This window comes from Aeromicrobium sp. (genome assembly GCF_049587115.1).
Classification (GTDB): domain Bacteria; phylum Actinomycetota; class Actinomycetes; order Propionibacteriales; family Nocardioidaceae; genus Aeromicrobium.
This window is the reverse complement of sequence record NZ_JBAVDI010000066.1, coordinates 1-22,927: the sequence shown is the minus strand read 5'-3', so window position 1 is coordinate 22,927 and position 22,927 is coordinate 1. Positions and strand designations below refer to the sequence as shown.

Annotated in this window: 23 protein-coding genes; 20 read left to right on the top strand and 3 right to left on the bottom strand. The window is 68.0% G+C overall.

Annotated features, from left to right (window positions below; translation table 11 throughout):
• Positions 1–3 precede the first annotated feature (3 nt).
• Complete coding sequence (locus WB461_RS06735) at positions 4–453, top strand: hypothetical protein (protein WP_423851957.1); 450 nt, start codon at positions 4–6, stop codon at positions 451–453.
• 6 nt (positions 454–459) lie between these two features.
• On the opposite strand, the gene ybaK is transcribed toward WB461_RS06735, so the two are convergent.
• Positions 460–951, bottom strand: a complete 492-nt coding sequence (gene ybaK, locus WB461_RS06730; protein ID WP_423851956.1) for a Cys-tRNA(Pro) deacylase — start codon at positions 949–951, stop codon at positions 460–462.
• 34 nt (positions 952–985) lie between these two features.
• Here ybaK and hisD point away from each other — a divergent pair, with 34 nt between their 5' ends.
• The 12 genes from hisD to WB461_RS06670 are packed head-to-tail and all read left to right on the top strand — an operon-like array spanning position 986 to position 11,455.
• Complete coding sequence (gene hisD / locus WB461_RS06725) at positions 986–2,299, top strand: histidinol dehydrogenase (protein ID WP_423851955.1); 1,314 nt, start codon at positions 986–988, stop codon at positions 2,297–2,299.
• Positions 2,299–3,375 carry a histidinol-phosphate transaminase gene (locus WB461_RS06720; protein WP_423851954.1) on the top strand — a complete coding sequence of 359 codons (1,077 nt, stop codon included), beginning with the start codon at positions 2,299–2,301 and terminating at the stop codon, positions 3,373–3,375. Before hisD ends, WB461_RS06720 begins: the two co-directional genes overlap by 1 nt.
• Positions 3,372–3,971, top strand: coding sequence for an imidazoleglycerol-phosphate dehydratase HisB (hisB, locus tag WB461_RS06715; protein ID WP_423851953.1), 600 nt, complete (start codon positions 3,372–3,374; stop codon positions 3,969–3,971). The genes WB461_RS06720 and hisB overlap by 4 nt, the downstream gene beginning before the upstream one ends.
• Positions 3,968–4,603: an imidazole glycerol phosphate synthase subunit HisH gene (gene hisH, locus WB461_RS06710; RefSeq protein WP_423851952.1), complete on the top strand. Its 636-nt coding sequence runs from the start codon at positions 3,968–3,970 to the stop codon at positions 4,601–4,603. Before hisB ends, hisH begins: the two co-directional genes overlap by 4 nt.
• A 52-nt stretch (positions 4,604–4,655) precedes the next feature.
• Positions 4,656–5,381 (top strand): bifunctional 1-(5-phosphoribosyl)-5-((5-phosphoribosylamino)methylideneamino)imidazole-4-carboxamide isomerase/phosphoribosylanthranilate isomerase PriA, encoded by a 726-nt coding sequence (priA, locus tag WB461_RS06705; RefSeq protein ID WP_423851951.1) that lies wholly within the window; start codon positions 4,656–4,658, stop codon positions 5,379–5,381.
• Between the two features lie 35 nt (positions 5,382–5,416).
• Complete coding sequence (gene hisF / locus WB461_RS06700; protein ID WP_423851950.1) at positions 5,417–6,178, top strand: imidazole glycerol phosphate synthase subunit HisF; 762 nt, start codon at positions 5,417–5,419, stop codon at positions 6,176–6,178.
• Positions 6,168–7,997 (top strand): ABC transporter ATP-binding protein, encoded by a 1,830-nt coding sequence (locus tag WB461_RS06695; RefSeq protein ID WP_423851949.1) that lies wholly within the window; start codon positions 6,168–6,170, stop codon positions 7,995–7,997. Before hisF ends, WB461_RS06695 begins: the two co-directional genes overlap by 11 nt.
• On the top strand, positions 7,994–9,805 hold the full coding sequence (locus WB461_RS06690; protein ID WP_423851948.1) for an ABC transporter ATP-binding protein: 1,812 nt from the start codon (positions 7,994–7,996) through the stop codon (positions 9,803–9,805). Before WB461_RS06695 ends, WB461_RS06690 begins: the two co-directional genes overlap by 4 nt.
• Positions 9,806–9,819: 14 nt before the next feature.
• A complete protein-coding gene (hisI, locus tag WB461_RS06685) occupies positions 9,820–10,167 on the top strand; it encodes a phosphoribosyl-AMP cyclohydrolase (protein WP_423851947.1) in 348 nt (115 codons plus the stop codon).
• Positions 10,164–10,739: a Trp biosynthesis-associated membrane protein gene (locus tag WB461_RS06680; protein ID WP_423851946.1), complete on the top strand. Its 576-nt coding sequence runs from the start codon at positions 10,164–10,166 to the stop codon at positions 10,737–10,739. The genes hisI and WB461_RS06680 overlap by 4 nt, the downstream gene beginning before the upstream one ends.
• 37 nt (positions 10,740–10,776) lie before the next feature.
• On the top strand, positions 10,777–10,989 hold the full coding sequence (locus WB461_RS06675; RefSeq protein ID WP_423851945.1) for an HGxxPAAW family protein: 213 nt from the start codon (positions 10,777–10,779) through the stop codon (positions 10,987–10,989).
• 13 nt (positions 10,990–11,002) lie between these two features.
• On the top strand, positions 11,003–11,455 hold the full coding sequence (locus tag WB461_RS06670; RefSeq protein WP_423851944.1) for a DUF2752 domain-containing protein: 453 nt from the start codon (positions 11,003–11,005) through the stop codon (positions 11,453–11,455).
• A 9-nt stretch (positions 11,456–11,464) separates the two neighbouring features.
• Here the strand turns inward: WB461_RS06670 and WB461_RS06665 are convergent, their stop codons facing one another.
• Positions 11,465–11,761 carry a hypothetical protein gene (locus WB461_RS06665; RefSeq protein WP_423851943.1) on the bottom strand — a complete coding sequence of 99 codons (297 nt, stop codon included), beginning with the start codon at positions 11,759–11,761 and terminating at the stop codon, positions 11,465–11,467.
• Positions 11,758–12,168, bottom strand: a complete 411-nt coding sequence (locus WB461_RS06660; RefSeq protein ID WP_423851942.1) for a DUF4190 domain-containing protein — start codon at positions 12,166–12,168, stop codon at positions 11,758–11,760. The genes WB461_RS06665 and WB461_RS06660 overlap by 4 nt, the downstream gene beginning before the upstream one ends.
• A 105-nt stretch (positions 12,169–12,273) precedes the next feature.
• Here WB461_RS06660 and trpC point away from each other — a divergent pair, with 105 nt between their 5' ends.
• From trpC to WB461_RS06625, 7 genes are all read left to right on the top strand, one after another.
• Positions 12,274–13,080, top strand: coding sequence for an indole-3-glycerol phosphate synthase TrpC (gene trpC / locus WB461_RS06655; RefSeq protein WP_423851941.1), 807 nt, complete (start codon positions 12,274–12,276; stop codon positions 13,078–13,080).
• A 62-nt stretch (positions 13,081–13,142) separates the two neighbouring features.
• Positions 13,143–14,369, top strand: a complete 1,227-nt coding sequence (gene trpB / locus WB461_RS06650; RefSeq protein ID WP_423851940.1) for a tryptophan synthase subunit beta — start codon at positions 13,143–13,145, stop codon at positions 14,367–14,369.
• Between the two features lie 79 nt (positions 14,370–14,448).
• The gene (gene trpA / locus WB461_RS06645) at positions 14,449–15,255 is read left to right on the top strand and encodes a tryptophan synthase subunit alpha (RefSeq protein ID WP_423851939.1); all 807 of its coding nucleotides are present in this window, start codon (positions 14,449–14,451) and stop codon (positions 15,253–15,255) included.
• Positions 15,252–16,088: a prolipoprotein diacylglyceryl transferase gene (gene lgt, locus WB461_RS06640; RefSeq protein ID WP_423851938.1), complete on the top strand. Its 837-nt coding sequence runs from the start codon at positions 15,252–15,254 to the stop codon at positions 16,086–16,088. The genes trpA and lgt overlap by 4 nt, the downstream gene beginning before the upstream one ends.
• Positions 16,089–16,180: 92 nt before the next feature.
• Positions 16,181–16,921 (top strand): VIT1/CCC1 transporter family protein, encoded by a 741-nt coding sequence (locus tag WB461_RS06635; RefSeq protein ID WP_423851937.1) that lies wholly within the window; start codon positions 16,181–16,183, stop codon positions 16,919–16,921.
• A 109-nt stretch (positions 16,922–17,030) separates the two neighbouring features.
• Positions 17,031–21,575, top strand: a complete 4,545-nt coding sequence (gene gltB / locus WB461_RS06630; protein WP_423851936.1) for a glutamate synthase large subunit — start codon at positions 17,031–17,033, stop codon at positions 21,573–21,575.
• Positions 21,568–22,927, top strand: a 1,360-nt coding sequence (locus WB461_RS06625) for a glutamate synthase subunit beta (RefSeq protein ID WP_423851935.1), incomplete at its 3' end; no start/stop codon positions are given. The genes gltB and WB461_RS06625, both read left to right, overlap by 8 nt.

Here is a 22,927-nt window from a genome sequence, read left to right as displayed (position 1 = left end):
GCGGTGCTCGTTCTGGGCGTCGCGGCCGGTGTCGTGTGGGAGCAGCTCGCCGATCCTGCCGATTGGGAGGTCCGTGAGACCGGCATCGTCCTGACCGAGGCCGCCTCGACCGGCAGCTTCTCGGTGATCGTCACGTTCGTTGCGATCGGTGCCGTGACCTCGCTGATCCTGGGCTGCGCATTGACGTTGGCATTGCGCGATCTGGACTGGAAGCTGACCCCCGTGCTGATCGTCGCGACCCTCCTCGCCGGGGTTGTGGCCTGGCAGGTCGGGGTTCTGCTCGGCCCACCGGAGCCAGCCACGGTCCGCGGGCTGACGGTCGGGGATCGGGTGCCGTCGGCCCTGGCCATCGATTCGGCCTGGCCGTTTCTTTTCTGGCCGATGTTCGGCCTGGCCGGGCTGCTTGGCACGGCCGTGCTCGGCTCGACACGCGAGCTTCGACCGCGCTCGTAGCTGTCGTCAACGGGCGATGCGGGCCACTACTGCGCTCGTGACGATGACGAGATCGTGGGGGTGGAGCTCGGCCTCCAGGCCCCGCCGTCCGCCGGAGACGAAGATCGTGGGCCACTGTTGTGAGGACTTGTCGATCACGGTCGGGTGGTGCTTCTTCTGGCCCAGTGGCGAGATGCCGCCGATGACGTAGCCGGTCGCACGCTGCGCCTGCGCCGCATCGGCCATCTGTGAGCGCTTGCCGCCGAGTGCATCAGCCAGCGCCTTCAGGTCCAGCGACCCCATGACCGGAACGATGCCCACACAGAGCACACCATCGACCTCGGCCATCAGGGTCTTGAAGACCCGGCTGGGCTCGACGCCGAGTGCGTCGGCCGCCTCCATGCCGAACGACTCAGCTCGAGGGTCGTGCACATAGGAATGCGGCGTGAAGGGGACGTTGGCCCGATGTAGCGCGATGAAGGCAGGCGTCGCGTCGGTGGACTTCTTGTTGGCGGCCACCTGCCCACCGTAGTGCGTCCGTAGACTTGCCGGTGTGATGCGACGACTTGACCTGAGAAATCTGCAGCCCGCCGAGCAGGATCTGCAGCGGGTCTATGGCTCGACGGTTCCGCGGGCCGAGGTCGACGTCGAGCAGGCGATGGCAGCGGTACGGCCGATCTGCGAGGACGTCAGATCTCGCGGTGCCGAGGCCGTGCTGGATGCAGGAGAGCGTTTCGACGGCGTGCGCCCCGCACAGCTGCGGGCGCCCGCCGCAGCGATCTCGGATGCCCTGAAGGCCCTCGACCCTGACATCCGCGCCGCGTTGCAGGAGTCCATCCGCCGGCTGCGGCAGACCAGCCGGGCCGAGCTGGAGCACACCCTGATCACCGATGTGGCTCCCGGAGCCGTCGTTGAGCGCCGCATCGTCCCGATGCAGCGGGTGGGACTGTACGTCCCCGGCGGCCTCGCGCCCCTGGTCAGCACCGTCATCATGAATGCCGTCCCGGCCCAGGTGGCTGGAGTGCCGGGCATCGCGCTCGCCAGCCCGCCCAGCGCCGAGCACGGAGGTCTGCCGCACCCGACGATCCTGGCCGCGTGTGGTCTGCTCGGCATCGACGAGGTCTATTCCGTCGGTGGCGCGCAGGCGCTGGCGATGTTCGCGTACGGCGCGGGTGAGTGCCGCCCGGTCAACCTGATCACCGGGCCGGGCAACATCTACGTCGCGGCCGCCAAGCGCTATCTCCAGGGCACCGTCAGCATCGACTCCGAGGCCGGGCCGACCGAGATCGCGATCATCGCGGACGACACCGCCGACGCCGGTTTCGTCGCTGCCGACCTGATCAGCCAGGCCGAGCACGACCCGCTGGCAGCCAGCGTCCTGATCACCGACAGCGAGGCTCTGGCCCGGGCCGTCGACTCGGCCCTGGACGAGCAGATCGGGTCGGCGAAGCACGCCGATCGCATCCGCACCGCGCTCGAGGGGCGACAGTCCGCGACGATCCTGGTCAGAGACATCGACCAGGCCGTCGAGGTGGCCAACGGCTACGCCGCGGAGCACTTGGAGGTCCAGACCGCGGACTCAGCCGCCGTGGCAGCCCGCATCGTCAACGCCGGGGCGATCTTCGTCGGACCGCACACCCCGGTGTCGCTGGGCGACTACGCGGCCGGTTCCAATCACGTCCTGCCGACGGCGGGTTGCGCCTGTCACTCATCCGGCCTCTCAGTCCGCGCGTTCTGCAAGAACATGCACGTCGTGACCTACGACGAGGCCGCCCTGCGCGAGGTGGGTGGCCACGTCGTGACCCTCGCGGAGGCAGAGAACCTGCCGTCGCACGGAGCCGCGGTGTCGATCCGGACGTCCCGCTGATGCCGCTGCCCGCCTGGGTGCCGATCCGCGAGGACCTGCGCGGATTCGAGCCCTACGGCGCACCCCAGATCCCCGACGTCATCAACCTCAACGTCAACGAGAACCCGTACGGCCCCAGCGCCGAGGCGGCCGCCGACATAGCCGAGGCGGTGCGAGCCGTGGCGACGACGCTCAACCGCTACCCCGACCGGGAGGCGCTCGACCTGCGGGCAGGCCTGGCCGACTATCTGGGCCACGGGCTCACGATGGACCGAGTCTGGGCGGCCAACGGGTCCAACGAGGTCATGCTGCAGATCCTGCAGGCCTTCGGTGGTCCGGGCCGCACTGCGCTGTCCTTCGCGCCCACGTACTCGATGTATCCCGAGTACGCCCGTGACACCCACACCCGCTGGGTCACGGGTCAGCGTGAGGAGGACTTCTCGGTCGACGTCGACCGGGCCCTGGCACTGATCGAGACGGAACAGCCTGATGTCGTGCTGCTGACCTCACCGAACAATCCGACCGGTACGGCACTCCCGCTCGACACCGTGCGAGCCCTCGTCGAGGCCGCGCCCGGCGTCGTCGTGGTCGACGAGGCATATGCGGAGTTCCGCCGGCACGGCACACCGAGCGCCCTCGATGTGCTTGAGGAGTTCCCGCGGCTGCTGGTCACCCGCACGATGAGCAAGGCGTTCGCCCTGGCCGGTGGGCGGCTGGGCTACGTCGCCGCGGATGCCGCGATCATCGACGCACTGCGCATCGTGCGCCTTCCGTACCATCTGTCCGCCGTGACACAGGCTGCCGCGAGCGCCGCGCTGCGCCACCGCGACGAGCTGCTGGCCCGAGTCGACGAGCTGCGGACGACTCGAGACGACCTGGCAGCGTGGCTGACCACGCACGGCTTCGAGGTCGCGGACTCGGATGCCAACTTCGTCCTGTTCGGCCGTTTCGACGACCGACACGCGATCTGGCAGGGCCTGGTCGACCGCGGAGTGCTGATACGGGAGACTGGACCCGACGGTTGGCTCCGTGTCTCGGTCGGGACCCCTGACGAGATGCAGGCCTTCTACACATCACTCCTGGAGGTGACCCGATGACCCGTAGCGCCCGCATCGAGCGAAAGACCTCGGAGTCCCACGTCGTCGTCGAGCTCGACCTCGACGGCACCGGTGCCAACGACATCTCCACGGGAGTCGGCTTCTACGACCACATGCTGACCGCCTTCTCGCGGCACTCGCTGATCGACCTGACGGTCCGATCCGAGGGCGACCTGCACATCGACGCGCACCACACCGTCGAGGACACCGCGATCTGCCTCGGTGAGGCGATCCGCGAGGCGCTCGGTGACAAGGTCGGCATCCGCCGCTATGGCGACGCACTGGTCCCGCTGGACGAGTCGATCGCCCAGGCCGTCGTCGACGTGTCCGGGCGGCCCTACTTCGTGCACTCCGGCGAGCCCGAGCGGCAGATCACCGCGATCATCGGCGGACAGTACTCCGGATCGCTGACCAGCCACGTGCTCGAGTCGATCGCCCACCACGCCGGAATCACGATGCACGTGCGGCTGCTGGACGGCCGCGATCCGCACCACATCGCCGAGGCACAGTTCAAGGCGGTCGCCCGTGCACTGCGCGACGCCGTCGCGATCGACCCGCGCGAGTCAGGTATCCCCAGCACGAAGGGTGCTCTGTGACCCGACCGCGTGTCGCGGTGCTCGACTACGGCTCCGGCAACGTTCGTTCGGCCGTGCGTGCGATCGAACGAGCCGGTGCCGATGCAGAGCTCACGAGCGACCCCGGTACGGCGGCCGAGGCCGACGGCCTGCTCGTGCCGGGAGTGGGCGCGTTCGAGGCGTGCATGCGCGGACTGCTCGGCGTCGACGGTGTGCGCGTCATCGAACGCCGGCTGATCGCCAGTCGCCCGGTGCTCGGTATCTGCGTCGGCATGCAGATCCTGTTCGCCGAGGGCATCGAGCACGGGGTGCGCACAGAGGGCTGTGGTGAGTGGCCGGGGGTCGTCGAGCGGCTGCAGGCGCCGATCATCCCGCACATGGGATGGGACACCGTGGAGGCGAGTGCTGGCACGCGCATGTTCACCGGTATCGAGGACGAGCGGTTCTACTTCGTGCACTCCTACGGCGCGCGTGACTGGGTGCTGCGTCAGCCACCGGCCCTGCCGGCTCCCGCGGTCACCTGGACCGAGTACGCCGGAGAGCGGTTCGTCTCGGCAGTCGAGCACGGACCCCTCTGGGCGACGCAGTTCCACCCGGAGAAGTCCGGCGACGCAGGCTCCCAGCTGCTGCAGAACTGGCTCGCGACCTTCTAGCGGCTCGTCCCACTCAGGGTTGCGGGCACCGGGGCCAGATACGATCGCCTGCGTGACTCTCGAACTCCTCCCCGCCGTCGACGTTGCTGATGGGCAGGCCGTGCGCCTCGTCCAGGGCGAGCTCGGCAGCGAGACCACCTACGGCTCCCCGCTCGATGCCGCCCTCCAGTGGCAGACCGACGGGGCCGAATGGATTCATCTAGTCGATCTCGACGCGGCATTCGGCAAGGGCTCGAACCGCGATCTCCTCGCTGATGTCGTCGCCAGACTCGACGTCAAGGTCGAGCTGTCCGGGGGCATCCGGGACGACGCATCGCTCGCCGCCGCGCTCGCCACCGGGTGCACCCGAGTGAACCTGGGTACCGCGGCGCTGGAGAACCCGGCGTGGTGCGCCAAGGTCGTGAGCCAGTACGGCGACCAGATCGCGGTCGGGCTCGATGTGCGCGGCACCACGCTTGCCGCCCGTGGGTGGACCCAGGAGGGCGGCGACCTGTTCGCGGTGCTCGAGCGGCTCGAGCGCGACGGATGTGCCCGCTACGTTCTCACCGACGTCACCAAGGACGGGACGCTGACCGGTCCGAACCTCGAGCTCCTGCGCCAGGTGTGCGCCATCACCGACAAGCCTGTGGTGGCGTCCGGTGGCGTCTCGAGCCTGCAGGACCTGCGCGACATCGCCGCACTGACCGATATCGGTGTCGAAGGCGCGATCGTGGGCAAGGCGTTGTACGCGGGGGCGTTCACGCTTCCCGAGGCGCTGTCCGCAGTCGCTGTGGGCTGACGGCAGCTCTCACGGTCGGCAGATAGGCTCGTGCAGTGAGCCTCTCCGTCCGCGTCATCCCGTGCCTCGACGTTGATGCCGGTCGGGTGGTCAAGGGAGTCAACTTCGTCGACCTGCGTGATGCCGGCGATCCGGTGGAGATGGCGACGGTCTACGACGCCGAGGGTGCCGATGAGCTGACCTTCCTTGACATCACCGCCTCCTCGGGCAGCCGCGCCACGACGCTCGACGTCGTCGGTCGCACCGCCGACCAGGTCTTCATCCCGCTGACGGTGGGCGGTGGCGTGCGCACACCCGAGGACGTCGATCGGCTGCTGCGCGCGGGGGCCGACAAGGTCGGCATCAACACCGCGGCGATCAATCGACCAGAGGTCATCGCCGAGATCGCACACCGCTTCGGCAACCAGGTGTTGGTGCTCAGCGTCGACGCACGACGCAATCCCGATCAGCCGAGCGGCTTCGAGGTCACGACCCACGGAGGACGTACGTCGGCAGGTCTCGACGCCGTGGAGTGGGCGCGCACTGCGACCGAGCTGGGGGCGGGGGAGATCCTGCTCAACTCGATGGATGCGGATGGCACCAGGAACGGGTTCGATCTGGAAATGATTCGGGCGGTCCGTGACGTTACACAGGTGCCGCTCATCGCGAGCGGTGGCGCCGGCCGGCTGGAGCACTTCCCTGAAGCCGTCGAGGCCGGAGCCGACGCAGTGCTCGCCGCGAGTGTGTTCCACTTCGGCGACATGACCATCGGACAGGTGAAAGAGACCTTGCGAGCAGCTGGACACCGTGTCCGATAGCCCGATCACCGAGGAGCGGGACGACCGCGACCTCGGCTCGACGAACACCGCCCGGATCACCCGGCGTGGCTTCACCCTGCTCGGGCGCGGCATCCGCGAGCAGCGACTGCTGTTCTGGATCTCAGTCATCGGCAGCGTCCTGTTTGGCTTCATGACCGTGGCAGACGCCCGCGTGCTGGGCTGGGCCACCGATCACGTCATTCGGCCGTCGTTCCAGAGCGGGGAGGTCACCCAAGGTGCCCTGGTCGCCGCCGTCGTGCTGTTCATGGCTGTTGCGTTGCTGCGTGCACTCGGCATCGTCGGGCGCCGCCTCATCGGTGGCATCGTGTACTACCGGCTCGTCGCGGACTATCGCCGTCGGGTGACCCGGCAGTACCTCTCGCTGCCGATGTCGTGGCACCACCGCCACCCGACCGGACAGCTGCTGTCCAACGCCAATGCGGACGTCGAGGGCGCCTGGGCGGTCTTCATGCCACTGCCGATGGCCATCGGGGTCATCGCGATGCTGGTAGCAGCGATCTTCGAGATGGTTCGCGCCGATCTCGTGCTGACCCTGGTGGGCCTGGTGGTCTTTCCCGCGCTGTTTGCCATCAACGTCTTCTACCAGCGCTGGCTCTCCCCGAAGGTCGCCCGAGCCCAGTCCCTTCGTGGCGCCGTCAGCGCGGTGGCCCACGAGTCCTTCGACGGAGCACTGGTCGTCAAGTCACTGGGTCGTGAGACCGACGAGACCGACCGCTTCCGTGACGTCGCCGAAGAGCTCCGCGACGCCAACATCGAGGTCGGCCGCATCCGCAGCATGTTCGATCCGCTGCTCGAGGCACTGCCCAACTTCGGCATCCTGCTGGTCGTGATCCTCGGAATCGGGCGGGTCAGCAGCGGCGCCGCAGATCCCGGTGACGTCGTCTCGGTCGCCTACCTGTTCACCGTCGTGGCCTTTCCCGTTCGGGCGATCGGCTGGGTGCTGGGCGAGCTGCCGCGCAGCGTGGTCACGTGGGACCGGGTCGCCTCGGTGCTCGACGAGCGGGGCTCCATGCCCTACGGCAGCGCCCAGCTCCCGGGCGCTGGCCCCATCCGACTCGTCGTCGACGATCTGACCTTCGGCTACTCGGACGCAGATGTCGACGTGCTGCGTGGCATCGACCTCGACGTCGCCCCGGGCCGGGTCGTGGCAGTGGTCGGCGCCACCGGCAGCGGCAAGAGCACGCTCACCTCGCTGCTGACCCGCCTGGTCGATCCGCAATCCGGCGTCATCCGGGTGGACGGCGTGGACATTCGTGAGCTGACCCATGACGAGCTGGCCCGGGCGATCGCGGTCGTGCCGCAGGGGACGTTCCTGTTCGACGACAGTGTGCGCGAGAACGTCACGCTGGGCGGCGACATCAGCGACGACGACGTGTGGGCGGCCCTGCGCACGGTCCAGGCCGACCAGTTCGTCGCAGACCTGCCGGCCGGACTGGATGCGCAGCTCGGCGAGCGCGGCACGACGCTGTCAGGCGGTCAACGTCAGCGACTGTCACTGGCACGAGCGCTCGTACGGCGCCCCCGTCTGCTGGTCATGGACGATGCGACCAGCGCGGTCGATCCAGAGGTCGAGCAGCGCATTCTCAAGGCACTCGCAGCGCACACCTCGGACCAGGATGGTCCCACCGTCCTGGTCGTTGCCTACCGCAAGGCCACGATCGCCCTGGCTGACGAGGTCGTGTTCCTCGACGGAGGGGCGATCGCCGACCGTGGTACCCATGACGAGCTGGTGGAACGGTCCGTCGACTACCGCAATCTGGTCAATGCTTACGACCACGCCAGAGAGGCGTTGTCATGAGCAGGCAGGTGGACGAGGACGCACGCCTTGGAGGCATCGCGATCATCCGGCGAGGACTGTCGATGTCGCCGGCGATCAAGGACGGGATCGGCCTCACGATCCTGCTGGCGATCCTCAGCACTCTCGGCGGCTCCGCAGTGCCGATCCTGATCCAGAGGACCGTCGATTCCGGGCTCGGTGACGGCCGCGGCACGACGGTGTCCGACATCGCGACGTTCCTGGTCATCGCGGCGGTGCTGATCGTCATCACGGCCGGCATCGCGTACTGGATGCGCATCCGGTTGTTCGTGGCCAGCGAGACCGGTCTCGCCCAGATGCGCGTCAACGCCTTCCGGCACGTCCACGACCTGTCGATGCTGACCCAGAACTCCGAACGTCGAGGCGTGCTGGTCTCGCGCGTGACGTCCGACATCGATCAGGTGTCGCAGTTCCTGCAGTTCACCGGCATCCAGATCGTCGTGAGCATGGGCCAGATCCTGGTGGCCACGCTGATCATGGCCTACTACTCGTGGCAGCTCACGATCGTGGTCCTGATCTGCTTCCTGCCACTGGTCATCAGCCTGCGCTTCTTTGCGCAGAGGTTGAGCGACGCCTACGACATCGTGCGCCGCACGGTCGGCGAGATGATCGCGGTCATCGCCGAGCCCGTCGTCGGGGCTTCGGTGGTTCGGGCGTACGCCGTGGAGCGCCGCACCCAGGCGCGGGTCGATGCGGGCATCAAGCGCAATCTGGACGCCAACGTCAGTGCGCAAAAGCTGGTTGCGGTGACCTTCTCGGCGGCCGGGGTGGCTGGTGGGCTCGCCAATGCCGGCGTCATCACGTTCGGCGTCATCATCGGCGTCGCCGGCGGTCTCTCCATGGGCACCGTCATCGCCTTCGCCTTCCTCGTGGGACTGTTCGTCGGCCCCGTGCAGACTGCGACCCAGGTGCTGACCGATGCGCAGAATGCGATCGCCTCGTGGCGCCGGGTCATCGAGCTGCTCGACACCCCGGCCGATGTCGTCGACCCCGGTGTTCGTGGCGTGACCTTGCCGACCGGCAGCCTCGGCGCCCGGTTCGACCACGTGACGTTCGCCTACCCCGGCGGCCCCGACGTGCTGAAGGACGTCGATGTCACCCTTGCACCGCGGCAGCGGGTCGCGGTCGTCGGCGAGACCGGATCGGGCAAGACGACCTTCGCCAAGTTGCTGACCAGGCTCATGGACCCCACCGAGGGCGTCGTGCGGCTCGGCGACACCAACATCGGCACGGTGTCCTTCGATGACCTGCGCCGGCACGTCCTGATGGTCCCGCAGGAGGGCTTCCTGTTCGATGCGACGCTGCGGGACAACCTGCTGTACGGCAAGCAGGACGCGACCGATGCGGAGCTCCTGGCGGTCTTCGACCGGCTCGCGCTGACTGACTGGTACGCCGCACTGCCTCGTGGGCTGGCCTCGCAGGTCGGGCAGCGCGGCGAGTCGCTGTCGGCGGGGGAGCGGCAGCTCGTGGCACTGGTGCGCTCGGCGCTGGCCGATCCGGAGTTCATCGTGCTCGACGAAGCGACGAGTGCGGTGGACCCGCAGACCGAGCTGCGGGCGACGCGTGCCCTGGACCGACTCCTGGACGGGCGGTCCAGCGTCACGATCGCCCACCGACTGTCGACCGCTGAGAATGCCGACCGGGTGCTGGTCTTCGATGCCGGCCGGCTGGTCGAGGACGGAACCCATGCAGAGCTGGTGGAGCTCGGCGGGGTCTACGCCCGACTGCACTCCAGCTGGGTTGCCCAGGCCTCCTTGGCCGGCCCGCACGCGGTTGTCGATCCGTCGTGACCCGGCCTGAGACAATGGATCTCGTGAGCTCCCTCGATCCCGCCATCGCGACCCGTCTCAAGCGCGACGCGGACGGCCTCGTGCCTGCCGTGGTCCAGGACGTCGAGAGCAGGGACGTGCTGATGGTCGGCTGGATGGACGACGAGGCGTTGCACCGCACCCTGACGACGGGTCGCGGCACCTTCTGGAGTCGCAGCCGACAGGAGTATTGGGTCAAGGGTGAGACTTCGGGCCACACCCAGGCGGTGCGCGAGGTGCGGCTGGACTGCGACGGCGACACGCTGCTCGTGCTGGTCGACCAGAGCGGCCCGGCGTGTCACACCGGTGAGCGCACGTGCTTCGACGCAGACCGCCTGCTGTGAACCCGCGGCGCCTGTACGCCCCGGTCGTGCTGGGCACCCTCGTGGCCGGCGCGCTCGCGTTCTTCGCTGCCTCGCGGACCTGGGCGCGAGTCCGGGTGGCGACCGACGGCCTACCCTCGGACTCGGTCGACGTGACCGGCACCGACGCCCAGCCACTGGTGTCTGCACTCGCGGTCGTGATCATGGCGGCTGCGCTGGCGGTCCTGGCCTCGTCCCCGCGCGTGCGCCGCCTGGTCGGCGGATTCACTGCTCTCGTGGCGGTGGCCGGCGCGACGATCGTGCTGCTCGGCTCCGCGGCGCTCGCCGATGCCGTCGACCGTGCAGTCGAGGCCTCGCCCGCATTCACCGGCGGCGGCACCCCCGACTTCTCGACCTCGCCGTGGACGTACGTCGCGGTCCTGGGCTTCGTCCTCGCCGCGCTGCTCGGTGGGGTCACCGCGCGATTCGGTGCGACGTGGCCCACGATGAGCAGCCGTTATGACGCTCCTTCGGCCCGCCCGACCGTGATCGCGCCGCAGTCCGACTCCGACATGTGGAAGGCGTTGGACGAGGGCCGCGATCCCACCCAGTAGTCTGAGCGGAGTTCGCGACCACGAGGAGACTTCACCCATGCACGGATCATCGCCAGCCGCCTGGACCGCCGTACTGCTGTGCCTGCTCGGCATCACGATCGCCGGCGTCGCTCTGATCCCGAACCCGCACTGGGTGTGGTTCACGGTGGGTTGTGTGGTCACGCTCGCCTCGGGTGTCGTCGGGCGAGTGATGTCCTCGGCTGGTCTGGGTGCCGACACGCCTGAACACTCGCAGCAGTCCCAGCACTGAGCCTTTCCGTGCCATGAGGGAGCAGCCGCTGTTGCCAGCTGTCGAAGCTCGAACGACCGCGACCTCGAGCCGGCTGACAGACCTGCGCGCACCGGCGATGGTTGGCGTGGCCGGTCTGGCAGCAGCGACCCTGCTGCACCTGTACGACCCGCACCAGTCAGGCTCCTACGGCTTCTGCCCGTTCCTGGTCCTCACCGGCCACCCCTGCCCGGGCTGTGGGGGTCTGCGCGCAGTCAATGACTTGAGCCGTGGCGACCTCGTGGGCGCGATCAGCAGCAACGCGTTGGTCGTCGCGCTGGTGGTGATCCTGGCCGTCACCTGGGGGCGGTGGATCGGGCGCCGCCTTCAGGGCACCCGAGACCAGATGTTCGTGCTCACGACGCGGGTGGGTCTGAGCACGATCGCGCTGCTGGTCGTGTTCGGCGTCCTGCGCAACACGCCGTGGGGTTCCTGGCTCGCGCCCTGATCCCGAGCGTCAGCCGGCCAGCCCTCCCAGCACCCAAGCCGCCAGCGCCGTCACCATGGCGGCGCCGCCGATCAGCATGCCGAGCACCGCCGCCGAGTCGCCCGTCTGGCTGCCCTGGGACGCCGCGATCTCGCGGCGGCCCTGCACTCCGGTCGTGATCGACGGCACGCCGAGGATCGCCCCGTAGGGAAACAGGTAGACGCAGGCGAACGCAGCGACCCCGAACAGCACGCTGTAGACGGCATAACGGTTGACCGGGGCGTCATCGTCGGGCGGGCCTGGCGGCAGGGAGGACTCGGGCGTCACGATGTGCTGAAGTCGATGTTGCCGGTCGACACCACGAGGATCAGGTAGCCGATCGACAGGACGATGGCCACGATGCCGAGCACCAGACCCGCTGTTGCCTGACCTGAGCCGGTTTGCGTGCCGCGCGATTCCCCGATCTCGCGCTTGGCCAGCACAGCCAGGACGATCGCGGGGATGCCGGCGAAGATTCCGCAGCAGACGATCGACACGATCCCGAGGATCATCGACCACAAAGCCTTCTTGTTTCCCTGCGGCACGCCATAGCCTCCCGGCGCCCCTGGTGGCGGGAATCCACCGGGTGGGGGTGGGTAGCCACCCTGCGGCGGCGGGACCGAGCCATGCGCGGGGAGGTCGTTGGTGCTTGGCTGGTCGTCGCCGGGATAGGGCGGCGGCTGGTTCGTCGTCATGCGGTGAGCATAGTGATTTGGAGGTCCGGGGGAACCCCCGCGGGGTCCAGTCCTCTGCCGGGATACCCTTGAAACAGACAATCGTGCGCGAGGGAGGGAGGATCCGTGACAGTTCTCGACGAGATTCTGGCCGGCGCAGCCGCCGACTTGCAGGACCGGATGACGCGGACGTCCCTCGACGATCTGAAGGCCCAGGCCGCGCGCCAGAACTCCGCACTCGATCCGATGCCGGCGTTCCGCGCCGACGGTGTGTCCGTCATCGCCGAGGTCAAGCGCGCCAGTCCCAGCAAGGGAGTGCTGGCCGCCATCAAGGACCCGGCAGCGCTCGCTGCGGACTACGCAGCCGGCGGGGCCGCCGTGATCAGCGTCCTGACCGAGGAACGCCGTTTCGGCGGCACGCTCGACGATCTGCGAGCAGTACGCGCCTCGGTCGACATCCCGGTGCTGCGCAAGGACTTCATCACGACTTCGTACCAGCTCTGGGAGGCGCGCGCCGCCGGAGCCGACATGGCTCTGCTGATCGTCGCGGCACTCGAACAGATCGTGCTCGAGAGTCTTGTCGAGCGAGCTCGGTCGATCGGTCTGACTCCGTTGGTCGAGGTGCACGACGAGGAGGAGGTCCGGCGTGCCGTCGACGCAGGCGCCGACCTGATCGGCGTCAACGCGCGTAATCTCAAGACCCTCGAGGTCGACGCGAGCACCTTCGAGCGGCTCTCGCCGGCCATCCCCGACGGTGTCGTCAAGGTCGCCGAGTCCGGGGTCCGCGGACCTCACGACGTCATCGAGTACGCCAAGAGCGGAGCACACGTGGTTCTGGTCGGCGAGACGCTGGTACGCGGCGACGACCCACGCGCGAGTGTCGCCGATCTCGTCGCGGCCGGCACCCATCCGGCACTGCAGCACCGCTGGTAGTGGCGTCACCGTCCACCCGGTGACGCGCCCCGCCCCTGCCGCTTCGATCCCTCTGAGGACTTATGACGTACGCCCAGCCCGACCCAACTGGCCACTTCGGACGCTTCGGTGGCCGCTTCATGCCCGAGGCCCTGATCGCCCCGCTCGACGAGCTCGATCGCGCGTGGACCGACGCCAAGGCTGATCCAGCCTTCATGTCCGAGCTCGACCGCATGCTGCGCGAGTACGCGAACGTCCCCAGCCCGCTCTACGAGGCGCACAGGTTCTCCGAGGCGGCAGGCGCTCGCATCCTGCTCAAGCGCGAGGATCTCAACCACACCGGCGCGCACAAGATCCGCAACGTCATCGGTCAGGCACTGCTGGCCAAGCGCATCGGCAAGCCGCGGGCGATCGCCGAGACCGGGGCCGGACAGCATGGCGTCGCCTCTGCGACGGCGTGTGCCTACCTCGATCTCGAATGCGTCGTCTACATGGGCGAGGTGGACACCGAGCGTCAGGCGCTCAACGTCGCCAGGATGAAGATGCTGGGCGCCGAGGTCGTCTCCGTCAAGACCGGCAGCCGCACGCTCAAGGACGCGATCAACGAGGCTCTTCGCGACTGGGTCTCCAGCGTCGACACGACGTCGTACCTGTTCGGCACAGCGGCCGGACCGCACCCCTTCCCGAGCATGGTGCGCGACCTGACCCGTGGCATCGGTGACGAAGCGCGCCGTCAGGTCCTCGAGCTCACCGGTTCGCTTCCGGACGCAGCCGTGGCGTGCGTCGGTGGTGGCTCCAACGCGATCGGACTGTTCACGGCATTCATCGACGACGCCGACGTCATGCTGCGGGGCATCGAGGCGGGCGGTGACGGTGTGGGAACGGGGCGGCACGCCGCGACGATCACCGGTGGCGACGTCGGTGTGCTGCACGGCGCGCGGTCGTTCCTGCTGCAGGACGACGACGGCCAGACCATGGAGTCCCACTCGATCTCGGCAGGTCTGGACTATCCGGGGGTCGGCCCAGAGCACTCGTTCCTCGCCGACACAGGCCGGGCGTCCTACGTCCCGGCGACCGATGACGAGGCAATGGCGGCCTTTGACCTGTTGTGCAAGACCGAGGGGATCATCCCGGCGATCGAGTCGGCGCACGCGCTAGCCGGGGCGCTCGAGCTGGCCAAGGAGCTGGGCCCGGACTCGACGATCCTGGTCAACCTCTCCGGACGCGGCGACAAGGACGTGCACACCGCGGCCGAGTACTTCGGTCTGATCGAGGCCCCCGTCGTCCTCAGCGAAGGGGTCGAGGAGTGATCGAGCCTCGGCGACCAGATCAGCAGGCAACGCTCTGGGTCTCGGCTCGGTGTCGCGTCGCCTCCGTGGGTGTGGCGACGTGACCGCCATCGACGAGCTGTTCGCGCGCACGCGTGCCGAGAACCGGGCGGCCCTGGTGGGCTACCTGCCGGCGGGTTTCCCGACCAAAGAGCTGTCGATCAAGGCGATCGAGGCGATGGTGGCTGGTGGGGTCGACCTCGTCGAGGTCGGGCTGCCGTACAGCGATCCGGTGATGGATGGCCCGACGATCCAGGCCGCTGCAGAGCAGGCCCTGCAGGCTGGAACGCGTACGACCGATGTGTTCGACGTGGTTCGGGCCAGCGCGGCGACCGGCGCCCCGACCGTTGTCATGACGTACTGGAATCCTGTCGAGCGCTTTGGCGTCGATCGGTTCGCCGACGCCCTCGTCGATGCCGGGGGTTCGGGTCTGATCACGCCGGACCTGATTCCCGACGAGGCGGCCGATTGGGTCTCTGCATCCGAACGCCTCGGTCTCGATCGGATCTTTCTGGTCGCACCGTCCTCGACCGACGAGCGACTGGTGATGACGGCCGAGGCGGCCAGCGGCTTCGTCTATGCGACCGCCGTGATGGGCGTGACCGGCGCACGCGAGCAGACCAGCTCGCTCGGTCCCGAGCTCGTCGCCCGGTTGCGCCACGTCACCGACAAGCCGGTCGGTGTGGGGCTCGGCGTCAGCAACGGAGCCCAGGCTCGGGAGGTCGCTGCGTTTGCCGATGCTGTCATCGTGGGGTCCGCCCTCGTACGCTGTCTGCTGGATGCGCCGGACGAGTCGTCCGGGCTTGAGGCCATTCGTCGGCTGGCGCAGGATCTGCGTGCCGGCGTCGAGAGGAATCAGTTCACGTGAACATCGCGACCTTCATCCCGAGTCCCTCCCAAGGCGTCTGGGACCTCGGGCCGATCCCACTGCGGGCGTATGCGCTGGGCATCATCATCGGCGCCCTGGTGGCGATCTGGATCGGGGAGAAGCGATTCCAGGCTCGCGGTGGTCGCGAGGGACTGATCGGCGACGTCGCGATCTGGGCGATCCCGTTCGGCATCGTGGGTGCCCGCGTCTATCACGTCGCGACCGATCCTGAGCTGTACTTCAGCGAGGGCGCGCACGCCGTCGACGCGCTGAAGATCTGGCAGGGCGGCCTGGGCATCTGGGGTGCGGTCGCCGGCGGTGCCGTCGGCGCGTACATCGCCTGCCGCCGCTACGGTGTCTCGTTCTCGTCGGTGGCGGACGCGCTCGCGCCCGGCCTCCTGGTCGCGCAAGCCATCGGACGAGTAGGCAACTACTTCAACCAGGAGCTGTTCGGTCGGCCGACGACCAAGCCGTGGGGTCTGGAGATCGCGGCGGACAATCGACCGGCCGGATTCGAGCAGTTCGCGACCTTCCACCCGACCTTCCTGTACGAGCTGCTGTGGAATCTCGCCGCGGCAGCTCTGATCATTGCGATCGACCGCAAGGTGAGGTTGACCGGCGGTCGGGCGTTCGCGCTGTACGCGATGCTCTACACGTCGGGCCGGGTGTGGATCGAGGCGCTGCGGATCGACACGGTCAATCACATCGGTCCGTTCCGACTCAACGTCTGGACATCGCTCCTCGTGTTCACGCTGGCCTTGATCTACTTCGTCGTCAGCCGCAGGAGAGACCGCGCCAAGGAGCCGACCCAGGAGTCCGTCGAGCTGGACTGAACCGCCGACGACCGACGATCGCGGCGCTGGCGCCGAGGTAGGAAAGCCAATCCTTCGGTGACGAAGTCGTCCGCTGGACGTACCTTCTGAGCATGACCGATGCGATCGACCGTAGCGAACCCCTGCCCGATCCCGGCCAGGTCGAGCACGAGCACCCCGACGTCACCGGCGGCTGGCTTCGCCCCGCCGTGTTCGGGGCGATGGACGGTTTGGTCTCCAACTTCGCGCTGATCATGGGCGTCGTGGGCGGCAGCAGCGCCAATGACACCAAGCCCATCGTGCTGGCCGGCATGGCCGGTCTGGCCGCCGGCGCGTTCTCGATGGCGGCGGGTGAGTACACGTCGGTGGCCAGCCAGAGCGAGTTCGCTCTGGCCCAGATCGAGGTCGAACGCAGCGAGATTCTTCGCAACCAGCGCGGCGAGGAGGCCGAGCTTGCGGTGATGTACGTCGAGAAGGGCGTCGATGAGGATGTCGCCCGCACAGTTGCCGCACAGATCCATCGCGATCCGGAGAAGGCCGTTCGGGTGCATGCACGTGAGGAGTTCGGCATCGACGTCGACGACCTGGCGTCACCGATGCTGGCAGCGATGTCGTCGTTCGTGGCGTTCGGCCTGGGTGCGGTCATCCCGGTCATGCCCTACCTGCTGGGAGTCGAGTCCCCGTGGACGGCGATCGTGGTCTCCCTGATCGGTCTGTTCGCGTGTGGGTCGATCGTCACCCGCATCACGGCCCGGTCGTGGCTGTTCGGTGGCGTCCGCCAGCTCGTGCTGGGCGGCGCAGCAGCAGGCCTCACCTACCTCGTTGGCAACGCGGTCGGTGGCCTGATCGGCTGATGCGACACCACGGCACTCCGCCGTGTAACCTTGAGTCGCTGTCCGAGGCCAATGTCGTCCCCGGTACGAAGTAACTCGTGATCCCTGATGACATGAAGGCAGGCCCCTCGTGCGCACTCCCAAGTTCTCGACCCAGCCCTCGGCTCAGGGTCTGTACGACCCGCAGAACGAGCATGACGCGTGTGGCGTTGCCTTCGTCGCGACACTGACCGGTGTCCCCAGCAACGACATCGTCGTCAAGGGACTCACGGCGCTGCGCAACCTGGATCATCGTGGTGCGGTCGGTGGGGAGCCGGACACGGGTGACGGTGCAGGCATCCTGCTGCAGATCCCCGACACCTTCCTGCGAGCGGTGGCGGGCGTCGCGCTGCCTGAGCTCGGCTCGTACGCCGCAGGCATGGCCTTCCTGCCACTGGATGAGTCCGAGGCAGCGCAGGCTCGCACCCGCATCGAGGAGATGGCACGCGAGGAGGGCCTCACCGTCCTCGGCTGGCGCGACGTGCCGGTCAACCCAGAGATCCTGGGATCGATGTCTCGCGGCGCCATGCCTGCGTTCTCGCTGATGTTCGTGACGTCGGCGGGAGAGCCGCAGACCGGCGTCGAGCTGGACCGCACGGCGTTCTGCCTGCGCAAGCGAGCCGAGCACGAGCTCAAGGTCTACTTCCCGTCGCTGTCGAGCCGCACCCTGATCTACAAGGGCATGCTGACGACCGACCAGCTCGAGAACTTCTTCCCCGATCTGAGCGATCCGCGCATGGAGTCGGCGATGGCGATCGTGCACAGCCGCTTCTCGACCAACACCTTCCCGAGCTGGCCGCTGGCCCACCCGTTCCGCTTCATCGCGCACAACGGTGAGATCAACACCGCTCGAGGCAACCGCAACTGGATGCGCGCTCGGGAGGCGCTGCTGGAGAGCGATCTGATTCCGGGCGACATGCGCCGGCTGTTCCCGATCTGCGATCCGCTCGGCAGCGACACCGCATCGTTCGACGAGGTCCTGGAGCTGCTGCACCTGGGCGGCCGCAGCCTGCCGCACGCCGTCATGATGATGATTCCTGAGGCCTGGGAGAACGACACGGACATGGACCCCGCGCGGCGGGCGTTCTACGAGTTCCACTCCTCAGTCATGGAGCCGTGGGACGGCCCTGCCGCGGTGTGCTTCACCGACGGCAACCAGATCGGTGCCGTGCTGGACCGTAACGGGCTGCGTCCTGGTCGCTACTGGGTCACCGAGGACGGGTTGGTCGTGCTCGCCTCTGAGGCCGGCGTGCTCGACCTCGACCAGAACAGCATCACCCGCAAGGGGCGTCTGGAGCCCGGCAAGATGTTCCTCCTCGATCTCGACCAGCACCGGATCATCGAGGATCACGAGATCAAGAACGCCCTGGCAGCCGAAAACCCGTACGACGAGTGGCTCTACTCCGGACTGGTGCGCTTCGAGGACCTGCCAGACCTGGAGCACATCGTCCACACGCACTCCTCGGTGACCCGGCGCCAGCAGGTGTTCGGCTACACCGAGGAGGAGCTGCGCATCCTCATCGCCCCGATCGCGCGGTCCGGTGCCGAGGCGATCGGCTCGATGGGCACCGATACTCCCATCGCGGCGATCTCGGACCGCCCGCGGCAGCTGTTCGACTACTTCTCCCAGTTGTTCGCGCAGGTCACCAACCCGCCGCTGGACGCCATCCGCGAAGAGGTCGTGACCTCGTTGGCCGGCACGATCGGTCCCGAGCGCAATCTGCTCAACCCCAGCCCGGCTTCATGCCGCATGCTGCAGCTGCCGTTCCCGGTCCTCGACAACGACGAGCTCGCGAAGATTCGGCACATGAACAAGGACGGCGACATGCCGGGCTTCTCGGTGCACGTGGTCCGAGGCCTGTACGCCGTTGCCGGTGGTGGAGCCGCACTGAAGGCCAAGCTCGACTCGATCTGCGCCGAGGTGTCGACCGCGATCGCCAAGGGCGCGCGGATCATCGTGCTGTCGGATCGGCACTCGAACGCCGATCTGGCGCCGATCCCGTCGTTGCTGCTCACCGGTGCGGTGCACCACCACATGGTTCGCGAGAAGCTGCGCACCCAGGCCGGGCTCATCATCGAGTGCGGCGATGTCCGCGAGGTGCACCACGTCGCACTGCTGATCGGCTACGGCGCGACTGCGGTCAATCCCTACCTGGTCCTGGAGTCCGCCGAGGACCTGGCGCGCGAGAAGATCTTCGTCGAGGACGTTGCTCCCGCCGTGGCGCTGCGCAACGTCGCGTACGGCCTGGGCAAGGGCGTGCTCAAGGTCATGAGCAAGATGGGTGTCTCGACCGTCGCGTCCTACACCGGGGCGCAGATCTTCGAAGCCGTCGGCCTCTCCCACGAGGTGGTCGATGCATACTTCACCGGGACCTCGTCCAAGCTCGGCGGCATCGGGCTGGACGTGCTCGCCGAGGAGGTTCACTCACGGCACCTGAAGGCCTACCCGACGAGCGGCATCGCGGGACCTCGTCGTCACCTGGACGTCGGAGGTGAGTACCAGTGGCGCCGCGAGGGCCCGGAGCATCTGTTCGACCCCGAGACGGTCTTCCGCCTGCAGCACTCCACCCGCACGGGCAGCTACGAGATCTTCAAGCAGTACACCTCGCGGGTCGACGATCAGTCGGAGCGGCTGATGACGCTGCGTGGCCTGTTCGAGCTGCGCGACGGGCAGCGCCCGGCTGTTCCGATCGACGAGGTCGAGCCCGTGTCCGAGATCGTCAAGCGGTTCTCGACCGGCGCGATGTCGTACGGGTCGATCAGCCAGGAGGCGCACGAGACGCTCGCGATCGCGATGAACCGGCTGGGCGGCAAGTCCAACACCGGCGAGGGCGGCGAGGACGCCGATCGGCTCTACGATCCCGAGCGTCGGTCGGCGATCAAGCAGGTCGCATCGGGACGCTTCGGCGTCACGTCCGAGTACCTCACCAACGCCGATGACATCCAGATCAAGATGGCGCAGGGCGCCAAGCCCGGCGAGGGCGGCCAGCTGCCCGGACCCAAGGTCTACCCGTGGGTCGCCAAGACCCGGCACTCGACGCCGGGTGTTGGGCTGATCTCCCCGCCGCCGCACCACGACATCTACTCGATCGAGGATCTCAAGCATCTCATCCACGATCTGAAGAACGCCAATCCGTCGGCACGCGTGCACGTCAAGCTCGTGTCGGAGGTCGGCGTCGGCACCGTCGCCGCAGGGGTCTCCAAGGCCAAGGCCGACGTCGTCCTGATCTCGGGGCACGACGGCGGGACCGGCGCGTCGCCGCTGACATCGCTCAAGCACGCCGGTGGCCCGTGGGAGCTGGGTCTGGCCGAGACGCAGCAGACCCTGCTTCTCAACGGCCTGCGGGACCGCATCGTCGTCCAGTGCGACGGCCAGCTCAAGACCGGTCGGGATGTCGTCATCGCTGCGCTGCTGGGTGCCGAGGAGTTCGGCTTCGCGACGGCACCGTTGGTGGTCAGCGGCTGCATCATGATGCGGGTCTGCCACCTCGACACCTGCCCGGTGGGGGTCGCGACGCAGAACAAGGCCCTGCGCGAGAAGTACTCGGGCAAGGCCGAGTACGTGGTCAACTTCTTCGAGTTCATCGCCCAGGAGGTTCGCGAGATCCTCGCGAACCTGGGCTTCCGGTCGATCGAGGAGGCCGTCGGTCACGCCGAGATGATCGACGTCGAGCAGGCGGTGGGCCACTGGAAGGCCGACGGACTCGACCTGACTCCGATCCTGTTCGTCCCGGAGCTCCCCGAAGGTGCCTCCTTGCACAACACGACCCGTCAGGATCACAGTCTCGACCTGGCGCTGGACAACGAGCTGATCGCGCTCAGCGCGGACGCGCTGGAGCGCGGCGAACCGGTGCGGGCGCAGCTGGACATCCGCAACGTCAACCGCACCGTCGGCACGATGCTCGGCCACGAGGTCACCAAGCGCTACCGCGGCGAGGGGCTGCCAGAGAACACGATCGACCTCACCTTCCTGGGCTCAGCCGGGCAGTCGTTCGGCGCCTTCGTGCCCAAGGGCATCACGCTGCGGCTCGAGGGCGATGGCAACGACTACGTCGGCAAGGGGCTCTCCGGAGGTCGGATAGTCGTCCGCCCGCCCCGAGACGTGCAGTTCACCGCGGAGGCGCAGATCGTGGCCGGCAACGTGATCGGCTTCGGTGCGACGGGAGGTCAGATCTTCCTGCGCGGCAAGGTTGGCGAGCGCTTCTGCGTGCGCAACTCCGGCGCCAGCGCAGTGGTCGAGGGCGTGGGTGACCACGCCTGTGAGTACATGACGGGCGGCCGGGTCGTGATTCTCGGTCCGACCGGTCGCAACGTCGCCGCCGGCATGAGCGGCGGATCGGCGTATGTCCTGGACCTCGACGAGAGTCTGGTCAACCGGGACATGGTCGAGACCCGCCCGGTCACGGGGGAGGCTGTCCAGGAGCTCCACGACCTGGTCCGAACCCACCGCGACGAGACTGGATCGGTGGTCGCCGAGCAGCTGTTGAACAGCTGGGACGCGTCGCTGGACCGCTTCACCGAGATCATGCCGGTCAACTACCGACTGGTGCTCGAGGCGCGCGAGGCCGCCGAGTCAGCAGGTCTGTCCGAGGAAGACACAACCGCACGCATGATGGAGGTGGCCGCACGTGGCTGATCCCAGAGGTTTCATCACGACGCCCCGCGAGGTCGCCGAACGGCGCCCGGTCGAGGAGCGGATCCACGACTGGAACGAGGTCTATCCGGGTGGTGCCGGGCGGGCGCTGCTGCCGATCATCAGCGAGCAGGCTGGACGCTGCATGGACTGTGGCATCCCGTTCTGCCACTCCGGCTGCCCGCTCGGCAACTTGATCCCGGAGTGGAACGACCTGGTCTGGCGCGAGGACTGGGACGAGGCCCTCGACCGGTTGCACGCGACCAACAACTTCCCCGAGTTCACGGGTCGGCTCTGCCCGGCGCCGTGCGAGACAGCGTGTGTCGTCGCGATCAATCGAGACGCCGTCACGATCAAGAACGTCGAGGTCGCGATCATCGACAAGGCGTGGGATGACCGTCAGGTCCGACCCGAGCCGCCTGAGTGGCTGACCGGCAAGACCGTCGCCGTCGTCGGTTCGGGACCGGCCGGCCTGGCCGCCGCCCAGCAGCTGACCCGGGCCGGGCACACCGTGGCTGTCTACGAGCGTGATGACAAGCCCGGCGGGCTGCTCCGCTACGGCATTCCCGAGTTCAAGATGGAGAAGATCCAGGTCGAGCGCCGAATCAACCAGATGGAGCGCGAGGGCACGGTCTTCCGCACCGGCATCCAGGTCGGCGACACGTTGACCGGCCACCAGCTTCGCGATCGCTACGACGCCGTCGTGCTGGCGGTCGGCGCCACGGTACGCCGGGACCTGCCGGTGCCCGGCCGTGAGCTCGGTGGCATCCACCAGGCGATGGACTTCCTGCCGCAGGCAAACCGGGTCGCGCTGGGTGAGGACGTCGACGACCAGATCGTCGCGACGGACAAGGACGTCATCATCATCGGTGGCGGCGACACCGGTGCCGACTGCCTCGGCACGTCGATCCGCCAGGGCGCCCGGTCGATCACGCAGCTCGAGATCCTGCCCAATCCCGGGACCGACCGTCCCGAGGCGCAGCCATGGCCGACCTATCCGATGATCTACCGGGTCTCCTCGGCACACGAGGAGGCAGGCGATCGGGTCTACTCGATCTCCACCAAGGAGTTCCTCGGCGAGGACGGACACGTCAGCGGACTGCGGCTGGTCGAGGTCGAGATGGTCGACGGGAAGTTTGCCGAGATCGAGGGCTCAGAGAAGGTCGTCCCGGCTCAGCTCGTGCTGTTCGCGATGGGATTCACCGGACCCGAGACCGAGGGTCTGATCGATCAGCTCGGGGTCGATCTGGACGAGCGTGGCAACGTCAAACGGGACAAGCGCTACATGTCCAGCGTCGATGGCGTCTTCGTTGCCGGCGATGCGGGGCGTGGTCAGTCGCTGATCGTCTGGGCGA